Raw genomic sequence first — 19,662 nt, 5'->3', positions numbered from 1 at the left:
GGCAAGGAATCTTTTATCAAGATAAATATACAAGATTGTCCTGATACCTTCCATAGATAAGATCGAAAAGCTAACCCCGAAGGCAACTTATTCGCTTCCGGGCCGAAATTCTACGTTTTATTCCAATATATCAGAAGGATGTGTTCAAAATGTATAGCAAGTTAAGGAAAAAAGCTGCCAGGGCTGCGGCTGTAATAATGTCAGCGGCCATTCTCACCGGAAGCCCGGAACTCACATTCGCAGCCGCACCGTTTAATGTAAACATTGGCGAGACCTCCACGTCCTCAGCTGCTGCCTCAACGGCTGCCGAAGCTCCCTCTACATACCGGATTGTAGGTATTGGCGACTCCCTGACTGCAGGCTACGAGCCAGGCATGAATGCAACCTCCGTCCCTTATGGCTTTGTAGAGCGGATCTATGAGCAAGCGCTGTTCAGAGGACGCGCCGCTTACAGCAACTATGGCATTCTCGGACTCAAGCTGGACGGATTGCAGCGCTGGCTAAAGGCCGCGGAAAATGGGGCAGCTATTACGCCTGACGAAATCCAGCCCTCGCTGCCTGATCCTCGCGCAGCACAAATTGCCGCCCAGACAGTCAAGCTGCAAAACGAGCTGAAGCAGGCTGATCTGGTTGTCATCTCAATTGGAGGAAACGACTTCCGGGGACTGCTTGCGCAAGTCCCTTTGGGGAGAACCATCTCGGATGGATGGCTGAAGCAGGAACTGGAGCGTTATGAAGCTTCACTGGAGGCTTCAGTTCGTTCCATAATCACTCTCCAGCCCAAGGCGCAAATTGTGATTTCCGACCAGTATTCTCCCGTTCCCGATATGCCTCTGGTACTTGCGGTAATGGGGCTTAACGACAAAGATGGAATGACAGACAACTATCATTATTTACTGGATGCAGCAAAACAATTAAAAGAACGGCTTAAGCAGCTCACAGCACGCCTGGCCAAGGAGGGCTATCAGGTCAAAGGAGCTTATTCTTCAGATTCTTTTATCGGCAAAGAAAACAGTGCAACCCATGTCATAGAGAAAGACATCCATCCGACCCAGAAGGGATACATCTACATGGCCGAAGCGTTCACCAATGCTATCTGGGGAAAAACGCTTGCGGTAACGCAGGATGCCGAGATCTCCATTGTCGTGGACGGCAAGGAACTGATAAACGAAAACAAACCGGTTTTGAAGCTCGGGCGAACCTATGTTGCATTTCGTGACATAGCGGAAGCAATGAAAGCGAAGACGCAGTGGGATAATAAGACAAGTACTGTCACAATAACTTACGGCGGGAATGTAGTAGCGATCAAAATCGGAGAAACTGCCATGACAGTCAACGGAACGAGAGTCGCGATTGATTCCCCTGCTTTCCTCCATAAGGTGGGCAAGGAGCAAAAAACCTATGTTCCGCTGGCTGTATTGGCTGATGGTCTCGGGTTCCAGGTGGAATACAGAGCCCCGTTAAAGACAGCATTTATTAATAAGTAGATCCGTTACTTCCTGGGTGCATAGTCTTCACGCAGTCTGGAGAGCTGTTCCAGGCCCTGCTCCGCCCAGCGGCGAAGCCGGTCAAGCTTGTTCCATTCCGCTTCCAGGGCGGCCTCAAGCGAGCTTGTATAGTCCGGCAGCTTACTCTGATAGGGCTGGAGATCACGCGACAGCGTCCAGGCCTTCTCGGTGTAGCTCAAAGCTCTGCGCTCATGGAACATCGGGACATCCGGGTCCTGCGGATGATGAAGATCCCCCTGCTCCGGATGCTTCAGGACAGCAAGAACTTTGACGAGTGAACGCGGTCCGCTTGTTTCCACCAGCTCGCCTGCATAAATTCCTGACTTGTACGGCATTTTCACAATATCACCGGGTTGAAATGACTGATTTGGAAGCTGTGACAACTCGACACCTCCTGATTGTAATATGTTTGTAGTAAATAATTTTAACATATTTTAAGGTTTGCGACACAGTGAAAACCGATTTCTGATCTTGTCTAAGCGGTTCTGAAGTCGTAATATGGTATTAGGAAAAGTAGGTGAGAAGATGCGTAAGAAAAGAGTGCTTCTACTCTCTGAAGGGTTCGGTTCTGGACATACCCAAGCTGCTTATGCGCTGGCCTCAGGCTTGAGAGAGCTCTGTCCGGCTGTTCAGACACGCGTAATTGAGCTGGGCAAATTCCTTAATCCGGTTGTCGGCCCCTGGATAACATCCGCATACCGTAAGACGGTCAGCAAACAGCCCAAGCTGGTTGGCATGATGTACCGCACCCAGTATCATAAGTCGCTCAACCGTTTTACCCAGCTTGCGCTTCACCGGGTCTTTTATACCCAGACTTCACAAGTCATCTCCCAGCTTAAGCCTGATCTGATTGTGTGCACCCATCCGCTTCCCAGTGCCGTAGTCTCAAGACTGAAGCGGCTCGGACTGGATGTTCCTTTATATACACTTATAACGGACTATGATGCCCATGGAACCTGGTCCAGCCCCGAGGTGAACAAATATCTGGTTTCCACCGGTCTGGTCAAGAAGAAATTGATGGCTCACGGCATCTCGAACAGCAGGATTGAAGTGACTGGCATTCCTGTTCATCCGAACTTCTGGACAACGTATGATAAATCCGAGCTGCAGCGCCAGTTCGATCTGCTCCCCCTCCCAACCGTGCTCATTATGGGCGGCGGCTGGGGACTGCTAAGCCGCAACACACTGTTCGAATATATGACCAGATGGCGGGACAGCATTCAGATAATCTTTTGTGTGGGGACCAATCAGAAGGCGCGGGAGTCAATGCTCGCGAACGAGAAATTCCGGCATCCGAATATAAAGGTGCTTGGCTTCACCAACGAGATCAGCAAGCTGATGGATGTATCCGACCTGCTCATTACCAAGCCGGGCGGCATGACCTGTACGGAGGGGCTGAGCAAAGGCATTCCGATGCTGTTCTATGAGCCGATTCCCGGTCAGGAGGATGAGAACTGTGAATATTTCATTCAGAACGGGTTCGGAGAGATGTTTCAGAAGGATACGGTAGAGCGCTGGTTCTCCTTATTGCAGAAGCCTTACGCAGCGGGACAGACCCGCAGGGATCTGCTGACCAAGCGGAACCAATATTACGATCCCATGCAATGCCCCCGGGCAGTATTGGAGATGATGCCCTGAGTACGGGCAAACATAATGTTATGGATAAAGCGGCCATGCCCTGATAATCAAGAGCATGGCTTTTTTGTATCATTGGCTTTTCATACACGAAGAGAGCACACAGGCTCTTCCGGAAAAGAACTTGCATGCTCTCTTATTCGTTTTAAAACGTTATGGAATCTCTTGTATCGTTCCTGCCCTTCAGACAATCAAGCTTAGGAAACACTTCCTCCGAACAGGAAACGGTATTCCCAGTGCTTGCCTTGAATGGAGTCGGTACGAACGCCTCCTGAAGCCTTAGAATACGTATGGAGGATTTGCCCGTTGCCGAGATAAATGCCGACATGGGTGATTTTTGCCGTTGATTTGTTTATACCGTTATAGGACGCCTTGGAGGTTCCTTTGTAATCCATAAAGAACATCAAATCCCCGCGTTTCAAGCTGCTCCAGGATTTCGAAGTCTTCCCCACCTTCTTCACATAATCCCCTTGCTGGCGCGAATCGGCTGGAAGCTGGAGATTCAGGCCGTCAAGAAAGGCTCTTCTTACAAAGGAGGAACAGTCAAATGTCGCTGTCGAGTCACGGTTTGAGCCGAATTGGTACGGTGTTCCCAAATATTTCATCCCCGCGGCAATAGCCTTCTCATAGGAACCATTCTTTGCCGGCTGCTGAGGCTTCTGGGTCCCATTACCGCCCGGCGTCTGTCCCGCACCGCCATTGACTGTAATGAATTCACTGCTGCTGCTGATATAGCCTCTTGTTCCGCTGGCATCTACAACCTCGTACCAGTAGGAATTAGGCTGGCTGGCAATTTGGACAGTCTCTCCTGTCTTCAAAAAACGGATTCGCGGCGAACTCGTGGAAGCACCCGTACGGAATGAAACCGATGATTTCACAAACGCTGTCGCCTGTTTGCCTGCGACGGAGTCAGCCGGAGGGGCAGAGACTGCGCCTATGTATTTCGCATTGGAGGATATGTAGCCAATTTCTCCTGTGCTGTCTTGTACTTTATACCAATAGGAATTAACTTGCTCCAGAACCTGAACTTGTTCTCCCGATTTCAAATAATATTTAACCTGGGATGAGGTATTCGGTGAAGTGCGGAAACTGACGGAAGACTGAATCTGGGCTTGTCCTGCTGATGCGTTGGCGGTAAAGGGGATCGTAGCCGATGCAATTGCTACAGCCATTGCAACGGTCCATATTTTCTTCATGATGTTGCCTCCAATATTGAGTTGTAGACAGCCGCTCTCCTTATGGGCCTGCCGGCCCGCAAGCTGAATCGGCGTCCCGCTTGGATGTCATCTTGCTGTCATAGGGGATTGACTACGATGTTCTAAGCTGCCCTCCATCCCTTTATTAGCTTTATTTCACCTCTCATTCTATGGGGACAAGCATCTGAAGGCATCCGACAGGAGTCTCATTTCCATTGCTGCCAAAATTGTCATTGGTGATTATTTCTTCCTTTTCCTCCTATATGGAAAGGGATTGAGAAATTGCCAAAATCATCACCAATCTACTGCCGCCACAGGCTTTCAGCAGTCTCAACCTTAAAATTTTGTCAAGCGTAATTGGAAATAAAAATAGTTCCAAAGAATTATTTACCAACCTTATAATCTAGGACCCGGAATAAATTGGCACTGCGGCTATCCTTCTTAAGACTCGTAATCTGGTTCCATCCCGGTAATGGACACAAGTGTAAACAGCTTTGCCGTGCTTTGTCAGACAAAACTTCGTTTCGCGTAGAAATATAAGAACAAAAAAAAGCCTGCGCCCCCGCTACGCGGTTTCACAGACTTCTGTATACTCGTCCAGTTTGCTTTATGCTTTTGATGCCAGGCCACCTGTCAGGTCGCCTTCAAGCTTTTATGGTCCTCCATATATGGCTCGACATGCACATGCACGCTCATAATGTTGTGCTTCTTCTCCATTTTCCGCTCTATTTCATCACAGATCCGGTGACTTTCAATAAGGGTCATCTTGGGGTCGACCTGGACAATTACATCTACCAGAACATTGCTGCCATGGACACGCGCTTTAATATCAGCGATTGTCCTGACACCTTGCACGCGCTCAATCGAGCTGCGCAAGGACATCAGCCTGCCCGCATCAAATCCGTCCGTCAAGGCATGCGTAGAGCTGTAGAAGATATCCCAGGCTGTCTTGCAAATGATAATGCCCACAACCACAGCCGCAGCGGCGTCCAGCCACGGAAGCCCCATTCTCGCTCCCAGGATGCCTACAGCCGCCCCTGTACTAACGAGCGCATCCGATAAATTGTCCTTGGCCGCTGCCATCAGTGCATGATTATCAATTTGTCTGGCCAGCCGGTTGTTATACATATATACGCCATACATACAAATAGCCGCACCTATTGCTACCCAGAACGTAACCATGCCAGGCGCCTCTTCCTTGCCCGAGAACAAAGAGGATACTGCCGTAATCAGCACCTGAATGCCCACTGTCGCCATAATGAATGAAGCAATCAGCGCAGCGATGGTCTCTGCCCGGAAATGGCCGTAAGGGTGATCCTTGTCCGGCGGCTTTTGGGAAATCCGAAGTCCAATGAGCACTGCCAATGAAGCAACAATATCGGTCAAGTTGTTAAAACCGTCTGCAAGCAGCGCGCTGGACAAAAACAAGTAACCGTTGATCAATTTTAATGAAGACAAGACAATATAAGCCCCGATGCTCACCCAGGCCCCTTTTTCACCTTGTCTGATTTTTTCATACTGCTCCAACTTCCCCGCACCTCCGAAGTACCTCATCCTGCCAATATCGGTATCATAACCGACCGGACCCTAGTGGGTCTAGAGAAACAGTGTTGACCCAGGGTTGACTTTTATGCATAGAAGCAACTTGTTCGGCCTGCTGCAAAAATGTCGTCTCCGTCCAGCATCCGGATTATGATGCCCAAAACCTGCCAATGGTATGAAGCGTAAACAACAAAAAGCAGCAATTTCTAATCACCCGTCTTATGACCTACAGGTGAATTAAAAATGCTGCCCCTATTGCCAGCCGCTTCCTTAGCTTTGTCTTGCAAGCTCAAGTCCGGATAGCTTTTGATTCTTCCAAGCCTGTAATTGCTATGTCGACGAAAGCTCCTCGCCGCATTGAATGCAATATTTGGAGTTGATATCATTCTCCGTCTTGCAGTGATAGCAAATAACGCGAATTTCTCCCGTTGTATCCTCCTGCCTGGGCTCGTCCACAAAACGTTTGCCGCAATCCGGGCAGAAATTCACATCCGGTCCGACCACTTTGCCGCATACACAGGTTTTCTCTTCTTTGAGCTTCTTGATCGTCTCTTCAATCTGTGAAATCTCTTCACGAAGCTCGGCAAGCTCCTCACAATAGGCAAGCACTTGCTCTTCGGACTGGGACAGGTCACCGACTGTATAAGCATCGAATACTGCTTTTCCGATCCGGGTGCTGATTCGGTCCATTTCTTTCTCCCGCGTTGAAATTTTACTTCTCAACTTGGTCGTCTCTACAGTCAACTGCGCCCGTTTCGCCGCTTCAGAGGCGCCTTGTTTCATTTTATCAAATATCGACATGGTTCACTCTTCTCCCTGTATAATTGATAGCCTTCACCAGACACTGGCATTATCAGCCAAATAAACTTCGCTGTTTTTCATACGCACCAAAGCTAAAATAGTTTCTCACAACAGGTGTTTTATGAGCAGAAGAATCAGCGGCGTCATGATTAAATTACCGGCTGGTACCCGCAAAAAAACAAAAACCACCCGTAACTGAACTGCACCTCCAATGTCTAACAATCGGGGTACAGTTCATAATCCGGGTGGTTTTCAACTCTTCAGGACGATCCTTTAGCCGATCCGCCGCAGGATATTCCGAATATCTGTGCTTGAATTAAGCTTCTACCGGGTACAACTGCTCGCGCAGCGCCTTGATTTCCTTGCTTTCCAAATACTCATCATAAGACATCAGACGGTCAATAACACCATTTGGCGTAATTTCGACAATGCGGTTTGCAATCGTCTGGATGAACTGATGGTCATGAGATGTAAACAGCATAGTGCCGTCAAAATCGATCAGACCATTATTGAGTGCAGTAATGGATTCCAAATCAAGGTGGTTCGTCGGCTCATCCAGCAACAGGACGTTGGAGCCGGAGAGCATCATTTTGGACAACATGCAGCGGACCTTCTCGCCCCCGGACAATACGCTTGCTTTCTTGAGCGCCTCGTCTCCGGAGAACAGCATCCGTCCCAGGAAGCCGCGGATAAAGGATTCATCCTGGTCTTTGGAATATTGGCGCAGCCAGTCAACGAGCGTATCCTCTACGCCGTCGAAGTAAGCCGAGTTGTCTTTAGGGAAGTAAGCTTGAGTTGTCGTTACACCCCATTGGAACGTGCCTGCATCCGGCTCCAGCTCACCCATCAGAATTTGCATGAGGACAGACTTGACTAATGAATTCGGGCCGACAAGCGCGATCTTGTCTCCCTTGTTCACCGTCAGCGTCAAATTCTCAAACAGCTTCTCGCCATCTACTGTCTTAGACAGCCCTTCAACCAGCAGCAATTGTTTGCCTGCTTCACGCTCCGGCTTGAAGTTGATGAACGGATACTTGCGGTTGGAAGGACGAATATCGTCCAAGGAGATTTTATCGAGCAACTTCTTACGCGAGGTTGCCTGCTTTGCCTTGGATTTGTTGGCGCTGAAACGTTGGATAAACGCTTGCAGCTCCTTGATCTTATCTTCCTTTTTCTTGTTCTGGTCACGCATCAGTTGCAGCGCAAGCTGGCTGGATTCGTACCAGAAATCATAGTTACCGACATAAAGCTGAATTTTGCCGAAGTCAATATCCGCAATGTGCGTACATACCGTATTCAGGAAGTGACGGTCATGGGATACGACGATGACAGTGCCTTCATAGCCTGCCAGGAAATTCTCAAGCCATTCGATAGACTGAAGATCCAAGTGGTTCGTCGGCTCATCAAGCAGCAGGATTTGCGGATTTCCGAACAGCGCCTGGGCCAGCAATACGCGAACCTTTTGGTTGCCGTCCAGTTCATTCATCAGTTTGTCATGCAATTCAGTCTCGATTCCGAGACCATTCAGCATGGAAGCCGCTTCTGATTCCGATTCCCAGCCGTTCATCTCGGCGAATTCCGCTTCCAGCTCCCCTGCGCGCATGCCGTCCTCATCACTGAAATCAGGCTTCAGGTAGATGGCGTCCTTCTCTTTCATGACATCATAGAGCTTCTTATAGCCCATAATGACTGTATCCAAAACCTTAAACTCATCATATTCGAAGTGGTTCTGCTTCAATACGGCAAAGCGCTCACCCGGCGTAATGTGAACATCACCATTCGTAGGCTCGATCTCACCGGACAAGATTTTCAGGAAGGTCGACTTCCCTGCGCCATTGGCGCCAATCAGACCATAGCAGTTGCCTGGCGTAAACTTAATATTCACATCTTCGAACAGGGCGCGTTTCCCGAAGCGAAGTGTAATACCGCTTGTACTTATCATTGGTTTCAATCCCGTCCTTCATATCAAAATCGTTTCATCTCTTAATTATAACATATAACGTAGAGGAACGGCATGGCGTCTTGGTTGAAAAGCGGCTGCGCCTGAAAATCCGCAGCATTCCCCTCATTCTCCATCAAGCATAAAAGCACAGTCCCCCGTATACCGGAAGGACTGTGCTTTCGTATGACAACTTACCAGTTAATTTTAACCTCATTTCCTGTTCGGGACGATTCATAGATAGCGTCCAGAATGCGGTTGTTCGTATAGCCTGTTAGCGCAGAACTTACCGGTTCCTTATTGGTGCGGATGCATTCGACGAAATGCCTGCCCATCAGGACACGGTCACTTTCCCCCTCCAGCGGCTCGACCGCCGTCTCCTTCACCGCGTCATCCTCATGGGTAATCAGCATTCCTGTATCTCCGGATACCGCAAGCCCCGCCTCTGTTCCCATAAGCTGCACATACGGCTCCTCTTTTGCACCGGCAGCATGCGCTGCCCAGCTGACTTCAAGCAGCAGTGTAGCGCCATTGTCCATTTTGATCATGGCTGTGGCCAAATCTTCTACATCATAATAGCCTTCCAGATTCGGCGTTCCCCACGTCCCCATACCCCGGCGCTGGGGACCGAATTCCGCATAGGTTGACCCGTATACCGACACAGGCTTGGGATTGCCCATCAGGTACAGGGACAAATCAAGCATATGAACACCGATATCGATCAGCGGCCCCCCGCCTGACTGGTCCTTGCGGGTAAACCATGAGCCCCAGCCGGGAATCCCCTTCTTGCGGACCCAGCCGGTCTTCACATTATAGATACGTCCCAGCGTTCCTTGATCCACCTGCTGTTTAATCGCACGGTTCAGAGCGGACCAGCGCATCTGATGGGCCATCATGAGCAACTTGCCTGATTCGCTTGCGGTCTCAAAAATCAATCTGGCCGATTCCGAATCAATCGACATCGGCTTCTCAAGAAGGACATGCTTGCCGTGTTTCAACGCTTCAATGGCAAGCGGTGCATGAAACTGATTCGGCACACCAATAACAACCGCGTCCAGCTCCGGATTTTCCAGAAGCTCCTGCGGGGTGGCGTGTACACGGTCGATTCCAAATTCGCTGGCACGCTGCTCAGCGGCAGGCAAGTAGGCATCGGCGAGAGCGGGGATATGAACTTCCGGTATTTGCCGGAATGTTTCGATATGGACCTTGCCAATGGCTCCTGCACCAATAATGCCAAGACGGACAGGCTGCAGTTCGGACATGAATGAAATCCCCCTTTGGTTATATGAACCCAGTATACCTGCCCGGCCAGCAACAATCCAGCACACCGTTTGTCCTGTCCTTGTGCTGGTTTGGTATCCGGCCGCAAGCCGGGCACAGCAAAAAGCGCAAGCCGGCATGGCTGATTTGACGATGCAGCCGCTCCATCTGCGCTTTTTGCTTGCGGTTATACATAAACACTTATCTTGCCCGCTAACCCCCGTCCAGCCTCCATGTCTCGCCGAGAGGGAGAATGACCAGCCGGTGCTGATCAATCCGGTAATACTCTCGCCCGTTTTCCAGCCGGTCCAGCGCTTCGCGCGGGGTATCGTCAGCCAGCTTGAATGTTCCATAGTGCATAGGCACGAACCAGCTTGCCCCTGTATCCAAAAAAGCCTGCAACGCTTGTTCCGGCGTCACATGCTGCGGCCCCATGAACCACTCCGGCTCATAGGCCCCAATCGGCATGAGAGCCACATCAATATTGAAACGGCTGCCAATTTCCTTGAAGCCGTTGAAGTAGCCGCTGTCACCGGCGAAATAAATGGCGGGTCTTTCTGAAACGGCCGGACGCGTAAAAGGTTCAGGCTCCGCCTCAGGAGCTGCAGCTGTGTCCGCAGGCTTCAAATCTGCATGCTGCATGTCTGATCCCCCGATATCTTCAGTACCGGAGTCAGGCTCAATAATCCACCCTCCCCAATGAGAGCGGTTCATATCCCATGGCGTCCGGCGCGTCCAGTGCTGGGAAGGGACAAAGGTAAAGCGGATACCGTTAATCGTCACGGAATCCCACCAGTGAAACTCCCGGATGCGGAAGAAGCCTTTCAGAAGAAGCTTGCTCTTTAGCCCTGCCGGAACCAGAAGCTGCTTGTTGCCTGCCAGACGGCGCAGGGAGGTGATGCTTAAATGATCGTAGTGTGAATGGGAAATCAGAACAATATCAATGGGAGGCATGTCTTTCAAATGAATACCCGGCGGAGCAAGCCGTTTCTGTAACGCCATCTTGCCCGACCAGACAGGGTCCGTCACAATGTTCAGACCGGAATGCTGGATGAGGAATGTAGAATGCCCAACCCAAGTCATAGAGGGCTTATGTCTGTTTTGCTGCAAAAAGTTCAAGTCCGGCCGTACACTCGGCACGACAAAGGAATAATCCTTGAGCTTCCTTGCCCTCTCCTTGCGCCAGCGCGTAAAGTGGGCCATCGTGCGTTCCGTTCGGACCGGATTCGAGTTCGTAAAGCGGTCTTTTCGCAAGCCGTCAACTCCTTTGCTGCCTTAATCTATTATCTAGCATAACAGGATCGCTAATCAGAGAGCAAACCGGACGCTCACTCAAAAGCAAAAGCAGCCTGCGGACATCCGGGCAGTCCTACCTGCATATTAACCAGAGCACGACAGTCCAAAACGGCAGACACAGCAGCGAAGCATTGAACACCCCGGTGAAAAAATCCCCTTCCCTTCTGATCATTCACCCCACCCCTTTCCCTTCGGAATATTCCTGTACTGTTAACCATTTTGGGCTTTAGGGGGCGTTTTCATTCGTCCTGCCGTAAAGTCTGCTGCTGGAAGCAGCTCGCATTGAGACCTTGATTACGTTAAACTATATAAAGACAACCCGGCCGAACAGGCTGCAATATAAAGGAGGTTATTTCCTTGAAGCTACTTTCCATTGAACCGACACCAAGCCCGAATTCCATGAAGCTTAATCTTGATATAAAGCTGCCGCCCGGGCAGCGCTACACGTATACAACCAAACAGCTCGAGCAGGCGCCCGAGCCGCTCCGCAGCCTGCTGCAAATTGAGGGGGTACGCAGTGTATTCCGCACCGCCGATTTTATCGCGCTCGACCGCAAATCAACCGCAGACTGGCAGCCGATTCTGGAGCAAACGAGACAGCTGCTTGCAGGTGATTCCGGCGCCGCCCAAGGGGCAGGAGCTGCAGGACAGGAAGATACAGCTTATGGCGAAGCGCAAGTGTTGGTGCAAATGTACAGGGGCATTCCCATGCAGATCCGCGTCCGCATAGGTGACAGCGAATCCCGCTCCGCACTGCCGGAACAGTTCGCCGCTGCCGTTCAGGAGGCTGCCGGGTCCGGCATGATTCGCGAACGGATGCTGGAGGATCTCGGCGTCCGATACGGAGAGCCGGAGGAAATTATGACAGAGGTCGTGAATGAGTTGGCCGCAGCATATACGGCAGAGAGACTGCGCGAGCTGATCGAAGCTGCCAAGGCACAAGGCTCTGCCGCACCCGTCGAGGGCACAGCACCGCCAAGACCTGCACCGCTAAGTGCTGATGAACTCGCACAGCGGCTGATTCTGCCGGACTGGAAAGACCGTTATGCGGCGATGGAACGGGTATCTCCAGGTGCGGAGTTTCTCCCGCTGCTCGCTCAGGCGCTGGGGGACGAGAATGCCTCGATCCGCAGGCTTGCAGTCGTCTATCTCGGCGATCTTCGCATTCCGGAAGCTATGCCGCATTTGTTCACAGCACTGAAGGACCGTTCGCCTTCCGTCCGCAGGACGGCGGGAGACACCTTGTCCGACCTCGGCGATCCGGCAGCAATCGGGCCGATGATTGAATCACTGGAGGACAGCAACAAGCTGGTAAGGTGGCGGGCTGCCCGTTACTTGTATGAAATCGGGGATGATTCCGCACTGGAAGCGCTGCGCAAGGCCGCCCAAGATGAGGAGTTCGAAATCCGGCTCCAGGCTCAAATAGCGCTGGAGCGGATTGAGCGGGGCGAGGAAGCCGCCGGTTCCGTATGGCAGCAGATGACTGCAAGCCGCCGCAACGAGGGTTAATAGCCGCATCGTTTCCGCTCCCAAGATCACTGGCAGCAAAATTGCTTGAACCTTGCTAAGGATATTTGAACACAAAAAAGGCAGCTCCATCACGCCGTCATGACAGGCTTCCATCAAGTAAACAGGTTAAACCATTTAACCCGCTACTGGAAGGTAAGCCTATCATGAACACGGCGATGCAGCTGCCTTTTCATCCCAAAATATTCAATATCACACGGATACAGACTTCACAATACTGCTAAACCGCTTAACCAGCCTTCTCTTCCTCATCAAACGCCAGCCTTTATCCAGGCTGTCATTCATTTTCCGCCTTGCGGATGAGCTCGGCCAACCGGATATAAAATGTCTGTCGCGCCGGATCACTCTTCTTCAAGCTTTCAAGGGTCGTCTCATAGGAGAGAAGTGCCTTTGGATACTCCTTGGTCCATGCATGGTCTTGGCGAATCTGTTCATCCGTTTTCAAATAATAGTTGTACGAAAGCAGATCATCACGATTCGGTACAGGGTCATCCCAGGTCACATCCAGATGGTACCATTTCCCGTCCAACAGCACCAGATTCCAGGCATGATCACCTGAAGCAACGGTTCCCTCGACAATTTTATTCTTAATCCCGGCTTCATTCAGCATTTTGTAGGCAAGCAGTGCATAGCCCTGACAGACAGCCCTGCGGTCCTGGAGCGCTTGATAGGCTGTATATCGCTCATAACGTGTATCATATTGCAGGTAACGGACCAGCCAGTCGTGAATCTCTTTGACCTTCTCATGACCATTCATCCTTGGGCTTATAATCTGCTTGACAATATGACTTACCTGCCGATTCACCTCGGCAGTCTCCTCCGGTGTCTCCCGGTATTGAATCGTCACGGTAAGCTTGGCCCTCGCGCTCCATGTACGGAGTGTATAGAAATAAGAATCAACAATATAGGCCGTATAGTCGTCCTGCTCAGTAGCCTCCCTTAACAAGCCGGGAAGTTGCTTGGACAACTGCTCCTTATCCCCGGAGTAAGATACAGTGAACTCTTCAGTTCGCGTCAACAGCCGGTTTTCAAACACGCCTCTTAGTTGATCCAGGTTCGTAATGGCGGAAGAATCAGCAAATACGGATTCGAATTTCAGTTCAGTCCCCAGGCCAAAGAAGAAGATAGCGGCCGTCAGGGTCCACTTCATCAGCGTCTTCTTCATTCGTACCCCCTTAACCGTTTCATTTTTGCTAGCCCTATTATACCTGACATGGTCGGCTAGCGTAAACAAATTGTCCAGACTACTCCTGTACCTAATGCCTATATTCCTTGTCAGAGCTGTTCCGGCTCGCATGCCGGCAACCGCTTCTTGGAGATGGATCTGCCATAAAAAAGTGAGGCTTTGCCCTCTCGCATCCGGTTCATCTTTGGGCCCGGCGTTTGCGAAACCAGGTCAGCCCCAAAAAAAACAGCGGAAAAATGATACCGTGCCACATTTCATATTCGAACACATAGCGGCTGTCCCACATAATATTTTCCACGACATTTTCGCTTGCAAGGGACAGGCTGGACACAATCAGTATAAGAGGGGCAGCTATCCAAAACCGGTCCTTGATACCAAATAATTGGCACAAACCAAGTACGGCAGCATAGAACGTAAAGGACAACTTGACAAAGATGGCCACCAAAAGCACTACCGTAACCGAAGCCTCCAGATGCTCAATCAGCGGCCCGATCCGTATTTCCTGTACGATCAGGAACAATGGAGAAGTACCATGAGCGGCACGGGTAGGGCCCAACACCCCTACCATGAACAGGGTCACCGCACATAAAATGAATGTTGCGACCAGAACGCCGAGAAACATCGCTTTCTTTTTTCCTTTATTTACATATGGATATACCATCATCAATGCAATGACCTCAATATACGGAAAGGCGATGATATTGCGTGTCTCCTTGATCGTCTTAAACAGGTTCATACGAAATGCAGGCATGATCCTCTCGGTGTTCCACTCGGGAATCATCAGCAGGCAGATAATCAAAAAGGTAAACACAATAACCGGAGTCAATATTTCATTGGATCTGATAATCGGCTCCAGCCCCTTGGTCACAGCGTAACAGACAACAATTAACATCATAATATGAAACACGGATATCGGAGTTCGGGGCATCAGCGTGGCCGTCATAAAATCACCCAGATTACGGACAACCCAGCCTGACACCTGGATGAACAAAAAAATATACAACAGTGCGATAGCGCCCCCGACCCACTTGCCTGCTGCTGCTGTACAGATTTCTACAAGCGTCATCTGCGGGTATTGCTCGGCCAGCTTGATCCATAAATAGACGAGCCCGATTCCTGCCGCTCCGGTCCAGATCCATACCATCCAGGCATCTTGTTTGGCAATGGCAATGAGGCCTCCGGGACGGAGAAAGAACGTCGTTCCGAGTACATACATAAAGCTCAAGAGATAAAACTGCCAGCTGCTTACCCGGACCTTTTCCATATCCATCACTCCCGTCCTGGTGTATATGCTCTCTATGCGAAGTGCTAGTGCCCTTTTACCGTGTCAATGACCCAGGTAATCCACTGATTGGGGCTGACCGGCCGGTCCAAAAAAATAAAAATCCACAGCACAAACCCAAGCCAGGCCAGTACAGAAAACATGATGAATTCCTTGGCCTGCTTCTTCATTTTCCGCATGAGATAAATTGAAAAGCAATAAGAAAGGAGGAAAAAAATAATAAACGCGATCATCAAGACCCCCTCCTTCTTTCTATTATTGCGTTCCCATATACGGATCAATTGCTCCCCCGACATCGGCTAATCTGGTCTTAATACTGAGATTTAGAGATGTCGTCTGCCATATTTTTTTGTCTTCGCGCACTGCTGCCCAGTCCTTCCCGCGCTTGTTATTAATGCTTTCCTCCAGGCCGTATAAGTCCCAGCCTTTCTTTGTATACTTGTCGAAAAAGGCCATCTCTTGCTCCTTGATCTTGTCATTGAACGCATTTTTGATATCTGCGATATTAGCTGTTGTCAAACGTTCACTTTGCTGATTATTGAGAATAACAAGCCTGGCCCGGATATCCACATTCCAGACGGGCTTTCCGTCTACAAGCGAGAGTCTTTTTTTGATTTTGATTCGCGTTGCATACAGGTCTACGACACCCGAATCCAGCTTGATGTTGGAAAAGTAGACCTTCGTATCCCCTTGCAGCAGATGATACAAAGAGACATCCTGGAAATTGAGTTTGCCGATCATCTTATCCTTCTTAAATACAGCGCCCCCATTGATTTCAATATTTCCCTTGTTGGCATCAATACTCTCATATCTGTTCGTCGTAGCGGACTCCTTGGACTTATTCAAGGTAATAATCGGAAGCACAGTCAGACGGGTGCTTTCCATATTCTCAATCAGATCCTTCACCCGCGATTTCAAGCTGACGGTACTGGATACTTTGGCTTGGTATTCGATAAGTGAACGCATGTATCGCCCGGGAATTCTCTCAAGCAGCGTGAAGGTATCCATCACTTCATCCATTGGTGAATCCGTTATGAGCAAATACAGGTCTGTTCGGCGGTTGAACTGCCGCTCGACAAAGTTAATAAACTTCCCCAGGCCATGCCTTGCAAAGCGCTCTGATACAATGTGGGATTGGAATTGATCAGGAAACAGCTCCCTCGGAATAACATCGGAAGACTTTAGGGTCAACTGTGCCATATCATTCGCTTCGATCCGGTAGGAGTAGACCGGAGCTTTAACTCCTGATCCTTTTTGAACAGCAAGAGCTGAAGGATTAATAATATGGTAATAAACAATTTGTTTTTTGGTCTCAGGGTCAAAATCCCCCCCGGCCATGGAACCAATCGCGAGTTGATTGATTTCAACCAGGTCCCAGCACCCTGTTAATCCACAAAGGCAGCACAAGGCTAATATGACTAGCATAATTTTCCTACGCATCCGTTTCACCTTCTACTTTATCTTCTTGCGGTTCATAATCGGAGGCTTCTTCAAAAACGGCAGAGGCGCTCTGGCGAGAATATCCTTCCAATCCGATAACACAGTCGGCGCAACAGGTGCCAGATACGAAACGCCAAACGACTTGATCGAAGCCAGATGAACGATTGTAAACAGCACGCCGCATAAAATTCCAAATAACCCCATGAAGCCGCCTAGTGCCATATAAGTGAATTGCAGAATCCTCTGGGAAATGCCAAAGCTGTAGGCGGGAGAGACGAAGTTGGCAATTGCAGTAATTGATACGACAATAACCATGGCCGCTGATACCAGCCCCGCCTGAACAGCAGCCTCCCCGAGCACAAGAGCGCCCACAATGGAAATCGCCTGGCCGGCAATCCGCGGCATGCGCAAGCCTGCCTCGCGCAATATTTCAAATGTGACCAGCATAATAGCTGCTTCAATGAAGGTGGGGAAAGGAACTCCCTCCCGCTGTGCGGCAATGTTAATCAGGAGCGGGTTCGGCAGCAATTCCTGATGGTAGGATATAACGGCCACATAGACAGCAGGAACAAATACGGCCAGCAGAAAAGAAAGCATCCTCAGCCAACGGAGCAGTGTCGCAACATCCGCTCTCTGATAGTAATCCTCGGGTGCTGAAAAAAACTGAAACAAGGTGATCGGACCCACCAGCGCAAACGGGCTGTTATCCACAAGCACTACAACCCGTCCCTCAAGAATGTGTGAGGTCGCCACATCAGGGCGCTCCGTCTCCAGCAGAGTTGGAAAAGGGGACAAGGTCTTATCCTGAATCCATTCCTCCAAATTGGTGCTGTCCAGGATCGAATTGGCCTCGGCTGATTCAATCCTTGAACGGAAGCAATCTACGACTTCTTTAGGTGCCATGTTTTGCAGATATATGATATTAATGACCGTTTTGGTTTGACGGCCAACCTCCAGCAGTTCAATCCGCAAGTTAGGGTCCTTGATTCTTTTGCGCAGCAAGGACAGGTTTATACTAATGTCCTCTGTCAATCCTTCGCGCGGACCATGAACGGTCGTTTCTGTCTTTGGTTCTTCAATTGCACGATTGACCGTCATGCTGGCATCCAGCAGCAGTACTTCATTCGTGTGCGGAAGCAGCAGAACGCATTGCCCGTTCAGCAGCCCCCGGATACAGGTATCATAATCGGAAGCAACCTCCGAAGGGACGAGCGGTATTCGCCTGAGTAGCCTTGACACCATTTTCTCAGCGTCCCGGCCTTTATCATTCACATCTACCTGGCCCTCATCCAGAAATTGAAATACATAATCCTCTACCTTGCCCATATCAATCAATGTCCGGATAAACAGACAATGCACCTGCGCATCATCCGTGAGGGCAAATGTCCGGTTCACTAAATCCGGCGGGTGATGGAGCTTTTCAGCCAGCCTTTCTGCCAGTCGTTTCGGGTCGATATCATGTAGTTCTGACATACAGCTTTCTCCCTCCCTAATGCCGGATCAAATCATCAGCCTGTCAATTTCATACATTATCGTACCCAATTTCTGCATGACTATTCGTAGAATGGTTTTACTGGATGCTCCAGCTGCTCCCTCCCGGCATGTTCAGCCTGCGGTTTCGCATCCATTTGAAGTACGTCTTTAAATACAAAGAAGGAAGCGGCTATAACCGCTTCCTTCTCCATGACCATGCTTTGTGTAATCCCAAAATTAATGGGGTAACATTTTGTAATATAATTGTAATCTTTGCTTCAGGTTAGGTTCATCTTCGTTGCCTATAATGTGAAACATGACCCCCCTTATTATATATTCTCTCTTGTGCCTGCGGCTTCGTTCCCGCAGGCATCTTTGTTTTTAAGGAGCTGTACCGCGACGTCAAACTTCCTTATTTACCCGCCGCCGCGTTCACGAATTTTGCCGCTTGCTCAGTCAGAAGTTCATATTTCCCTTCACGTATCCATTCCTTATTGAGCAGTTTGCTGCCCATCCCGACCGCGCAGGCTCCTGCAGCGAAGTAGTCCTTGATATTGCCCAGATCAACGCCTCCGGTTGCAATCATAGGAATATTGTTAAGCGGAGCGCAAATTTCAGCCAAATAGCCGACGCCAAGCGAGGCCATAGGGAAAATTTTGACCGCTTCAGCTCCTGCCTTCCGTGCGCGCACAATTTCTGTTGGCGTCATTACTCCGGGCCATACGGAAATGCCGCGGCTCGCTCCGAACTCGACAACCTCTTCATCTAAATTCGGCGAGATCAGAAAACTCGCACCGGCAGCCACAGCTTCCTTTGCCATCTCCACATCAAGTACCGTTCCGGCACCAATCGCCGCTCTCCCTTCATACTTCCCGCGCCAGCGGCTGATCGTCTCTGCCGCCTCTTCGGTGTTCATGGTCACTTCCATCAGCCGTATTCCACCCTCGATCAGTGCCAATGCTGCCGCATCAGCCTCCGGCCCTTTATATCCTCTAAAAATAGCTATAATTTTATGTTCGAACAGCATATCCAGCAGTTTGCTCACCGCACATGTCCTCCTTCTTATAATCAAGCATTTCCGGTTTCTTTGAGGCCCCCGGTCCGGCCCTCACGCCAGTTTGGACGGGCTATAAAAAAGACCCGGACGCTTGTATATCTTGTATATAGTCTTGAATTGTATTCGACATCAAAGCTGATTTTCCTTGCTGCAAACGGCAGACTCCTGCCCCCTGTTCAAACTGCGGACAACAAGAAATCTTATTGAAACTTTAACTTCGTGTGACACCGGATAAGCGCCTATGCATACTATGGTGCAGGTATAAACACCCAGTCGAGTTTAAAGGGAGTATGAGAATAATGACAAGATCTCCTATTATTGATACCTCTGTCCGTGCGGGCGGATGCGGATGCCGCGGCACGAAATTCGTAACGAATCTGGCCTCCGCACAGACTGACAATTACCGGGCCTTGCAACAAGGTTTTGGACACGGGGGATTCCCGTCACCTCATGGGCCGGGACCTGTACCGTTTCCCCCTGGACCAGGACCTTTCCCCCCGGGGCCTTTTCCAGGGCCGGG

At 50.0% G+C, this 19,662-nt stretch carries 18 protein-coding genes; 4 read left to right on the top strand and 14 right to left on the bottom strand.

Annotation, left to right across the window (positions count from 1 at the left end; translation table 11 throughout):
- Positions 1-149: 149 nt before the first annotated feature.
- Entirely contained in the window at positions 150-1,487 is a 1,338-nt protein-coding gene (locus H583_RS34410) for an SGNH/GDSL hydrolase family protein (protein ID WP_051237058.1), read from the top strand.
- Between the two features lie 5 nt (positions 1,488-1,492).
- Here the strand turns inward: H583_RS34410 and kapB are convergent, their stop codons facing one another.
- Complete coding sequence (gene kapB, locus H583_RS0126375; protein WP_028563098.1) at positions 1,493-1,891, bottom strand: sporulation phosphorelay system protein KapB; 399 nt, start codon at positions 1,889-1,891, stop codon at positions 1,493-1,495.
- A gap of 142 nt (positions 1,892-2,033) precedes the next feature.
- Here kapB and H583_RS0126370 point away from each other — a divergent pair, with 142 nt between their 5' ends.
- Positions 2,034-3,146: a UDP-N-acetylglucosamine--LPS N-acetylglucosamine transferase gene (locus H583_RS0126370; RefSeq protein ID WP_028563097.1), complete on the top strand. Its 1,113-nt coding sequence runs from the start codon at positions 2,034-2,036 to the stop codon at positions 3,144-3,146.
- A gap of 194 nt (positions 3,147-3,340) precedes the next feature.
- Here H583_RS0126370 and H583_RS0126365 read toward each other — a convergent pair whose 3' ends face one another.
- From H583_RS0126365 to H583_RS0126335, 6 genes are all read right to left on the bottom strand, one after another.
- Positions 3,341-4,339 (bottom strand): C40 family peptidase, encoded by a 999-nt coding sequence (locus H583_RS0126365; protein WP_028563096.1) that lies wholly within the window; start codon positions 4,337-4,339, stop codon positions 3,341-3,343.
- 633 nt (positions 4,340-4,972) lie between these two features.
- The gene (locus H583_RS0126360; protein WP_051237056.1) at positions 4,973-5,893 is read right to left on the bottom strand and encodes a cation diffusion facilitator family transporter; all 921 of its coding nucleotides are present in this window, start codon (positions 5,891-5,893) and stop codon (positions 4,973-4,975) included.
- A 318-nt stretch (positions 5,894-6,211) separates the two neighbouring features.
- Positions 6,212-6,682, bottom strand: coding sequence for a zinc ribbon domain-containing protein (locus H583_RS0126355; RefSeq protein ID WP_028563094.1), 471 nt, complete (start codon positions 6,680-6,682; stop codon positions 6,212-6,214).
- A gap of 316 nt (positions 6,683-6,998) precedes the next feature.
- Positions 6,999-8,624, bottom strand: a complete 1,626-nt coding sequence (locus H583_RS0126350) for an ABC-F family ATP-binding cassette domain-containing protein (RefSeq protein WP_028563093.1) — start codon at positions 8,622-8,624, stop codon at positions 6,999-7,001.
- A 191-nt stretch (positions 8,625-8,815) separates the two neighbouring features.
- A complete protein-coding gene (locus H583_RS0126345; protein ID WP_028563092.1) occupies positions 8,816-9,883 on the bottom strand; it encodes a Gfo/Idh/MocA family protein in 1,068 nt (355 codons plus the stop codon).
- Between the two features lie 211 nt (positions 9,884-10,094).
- Complete coding sequence (locus tag H583_RS0126335; protein ID WP_028563091.1) at positions 10,095-11,135, bottom strand: MBL fold metallo-hydrolase; 1,041 nt, start codon at positions 11,133-11,135, stop codon at positions 10,095-10,097.
- A gap of 399 nt (positions 11,136-11,534) precedes the next feature.
- On the opposite strand from H583_RS0126335, the gene H583_RS0126330 reads away from it, so the two are divergent.
- The gene (locus H583_RS0126330; RefSeq protein WP_028563090.1) at positions 11,535-12,686 is read left to right on the top strand and encodes a conserved virulence factor C family protein; all 1,152 of its coding nucleotides are present in this window, start codon (positions 11,535-11,537) and stop codon (positions 12,684-12,686) included.
- Between the two features lie 295 nt (positions 12,687-12,981).
- Here H583_RS0126330 and H583_RS34405 read toward each other — a convergent pair whose 3' ends face one another.
- The 7 genes from H583_RS34405 to H583_RS0126295 form a co-directional block, all read right to left on the bottom strand.
- Positions 12,982-13,869, bottom strand: coding sequence for a transglutaminase domain-containing protein (locus H583_RS34405; RefSeq protein WP_051237054.1), 888 nt, complete (start codon positions 13,867-13,869; stop codon positions 12,982-12,984).
- 199 nt (positions 13,870-14,068) lie between these two features.
- Positions 14,069-15,154 (bottom strand): GerAB/ArcD/ProY family transporter, encoded by a 1,086-nt coding sequence (locus tag H583_RS0126320; RefSeq protein WP_028563089.1) that lies wholly within the window; start codon positions 15,152-15,154, stop codon positions 14,069-14,071.
- A gap of 44 nt (positions 15,155-15,198) precedes the next feature.
- Positions 15,199-15,405: a hypothetical protein gene (locus H583_RS0126315; RefSeq protein WP_028563088.1), complete on the bottom strand. Its 207-nt coding sequence runs from the start codon at positions 15,403-15,405 to the stop codon at positions 15,199-15,201.
- Between the two features lie 22 nt (positions 15,406-15,427).
- Positions 15,428-16,612: a Ger(x)C family spore germination protein gene (locus H583_RS0126310; protein ID WP_028563087.1), complete on the bottom strand. Its 1,185-nt coding sequence runs from the start codon at positions 16,610-16,612 to the stop codon at positions 15,428-15,430.
- Positions 16,613-16,624: 12 nt separating this feature from the next.
- Positions 16,625-18,085: a spore germination protein gene (locus tag H583_RS34400; RefSeq protein WP_051237053.1), complete on the bottom strand. Its 1,461-nt coding sequence runs from the start codon at positions 18,083-18,085 to the stop codon at positions 16,625-16,627.
- Positions 18,086-18,165: 80 nt separating this feature from the next.
- Positions 18,166-18,303, bottom strand: a complete 138-nt coding sequence (locus H583_RS36860) for a hypothetical protein (protein WP_154666002.1) — start codon at positions 18,301-18,303, stop codon at positions 18,166-18,168.
- 194 nt (positions 18,304-18,497) lie between these two features.
- Positions 18,498-19,130: a bifunctional 4-hydroxy-2-oxoglutarate aldolase/2-dehydro-3-deoxy-phosphogluconate aldolase gene (locus H583_RS0126295; RefSeq protein ID WP_036711154.1), complete on the bottom strand. Its 633-nt coding sequence runs from the start codon at positions 19,128-19,130 to the stop codon at positions 18,498-18,500.
- A 311-nt stretch (positions 19,131-19,441) separates the two neighbouring features.
- On the opposite strand from H583_RS0126295, the gene H583_RS37390 reads away from it, so the two are divergent.
- On the top strand, positions 19,442-19,662 hold a 221-nt coding region (locus H583_RS37390; protein ID WP_211228362.1), incomplete at its 3' end, for a hypothetical protein.

This window comes from Paenibacillus pinihumi DSM 23905 = JCM 16419 (assembly GCF_000422505.1).
GTDB classification, from domain to species: domain Bacteria; phylum Bacillota; class Bacilli; order Paenibacillales; family Paenibacillaceae; genus Paenibacillus_D; species Paenibacillus_D pinihumi.
This window is presented reverse-complemented; position numbering and strand designations above follow the sequence as displayed.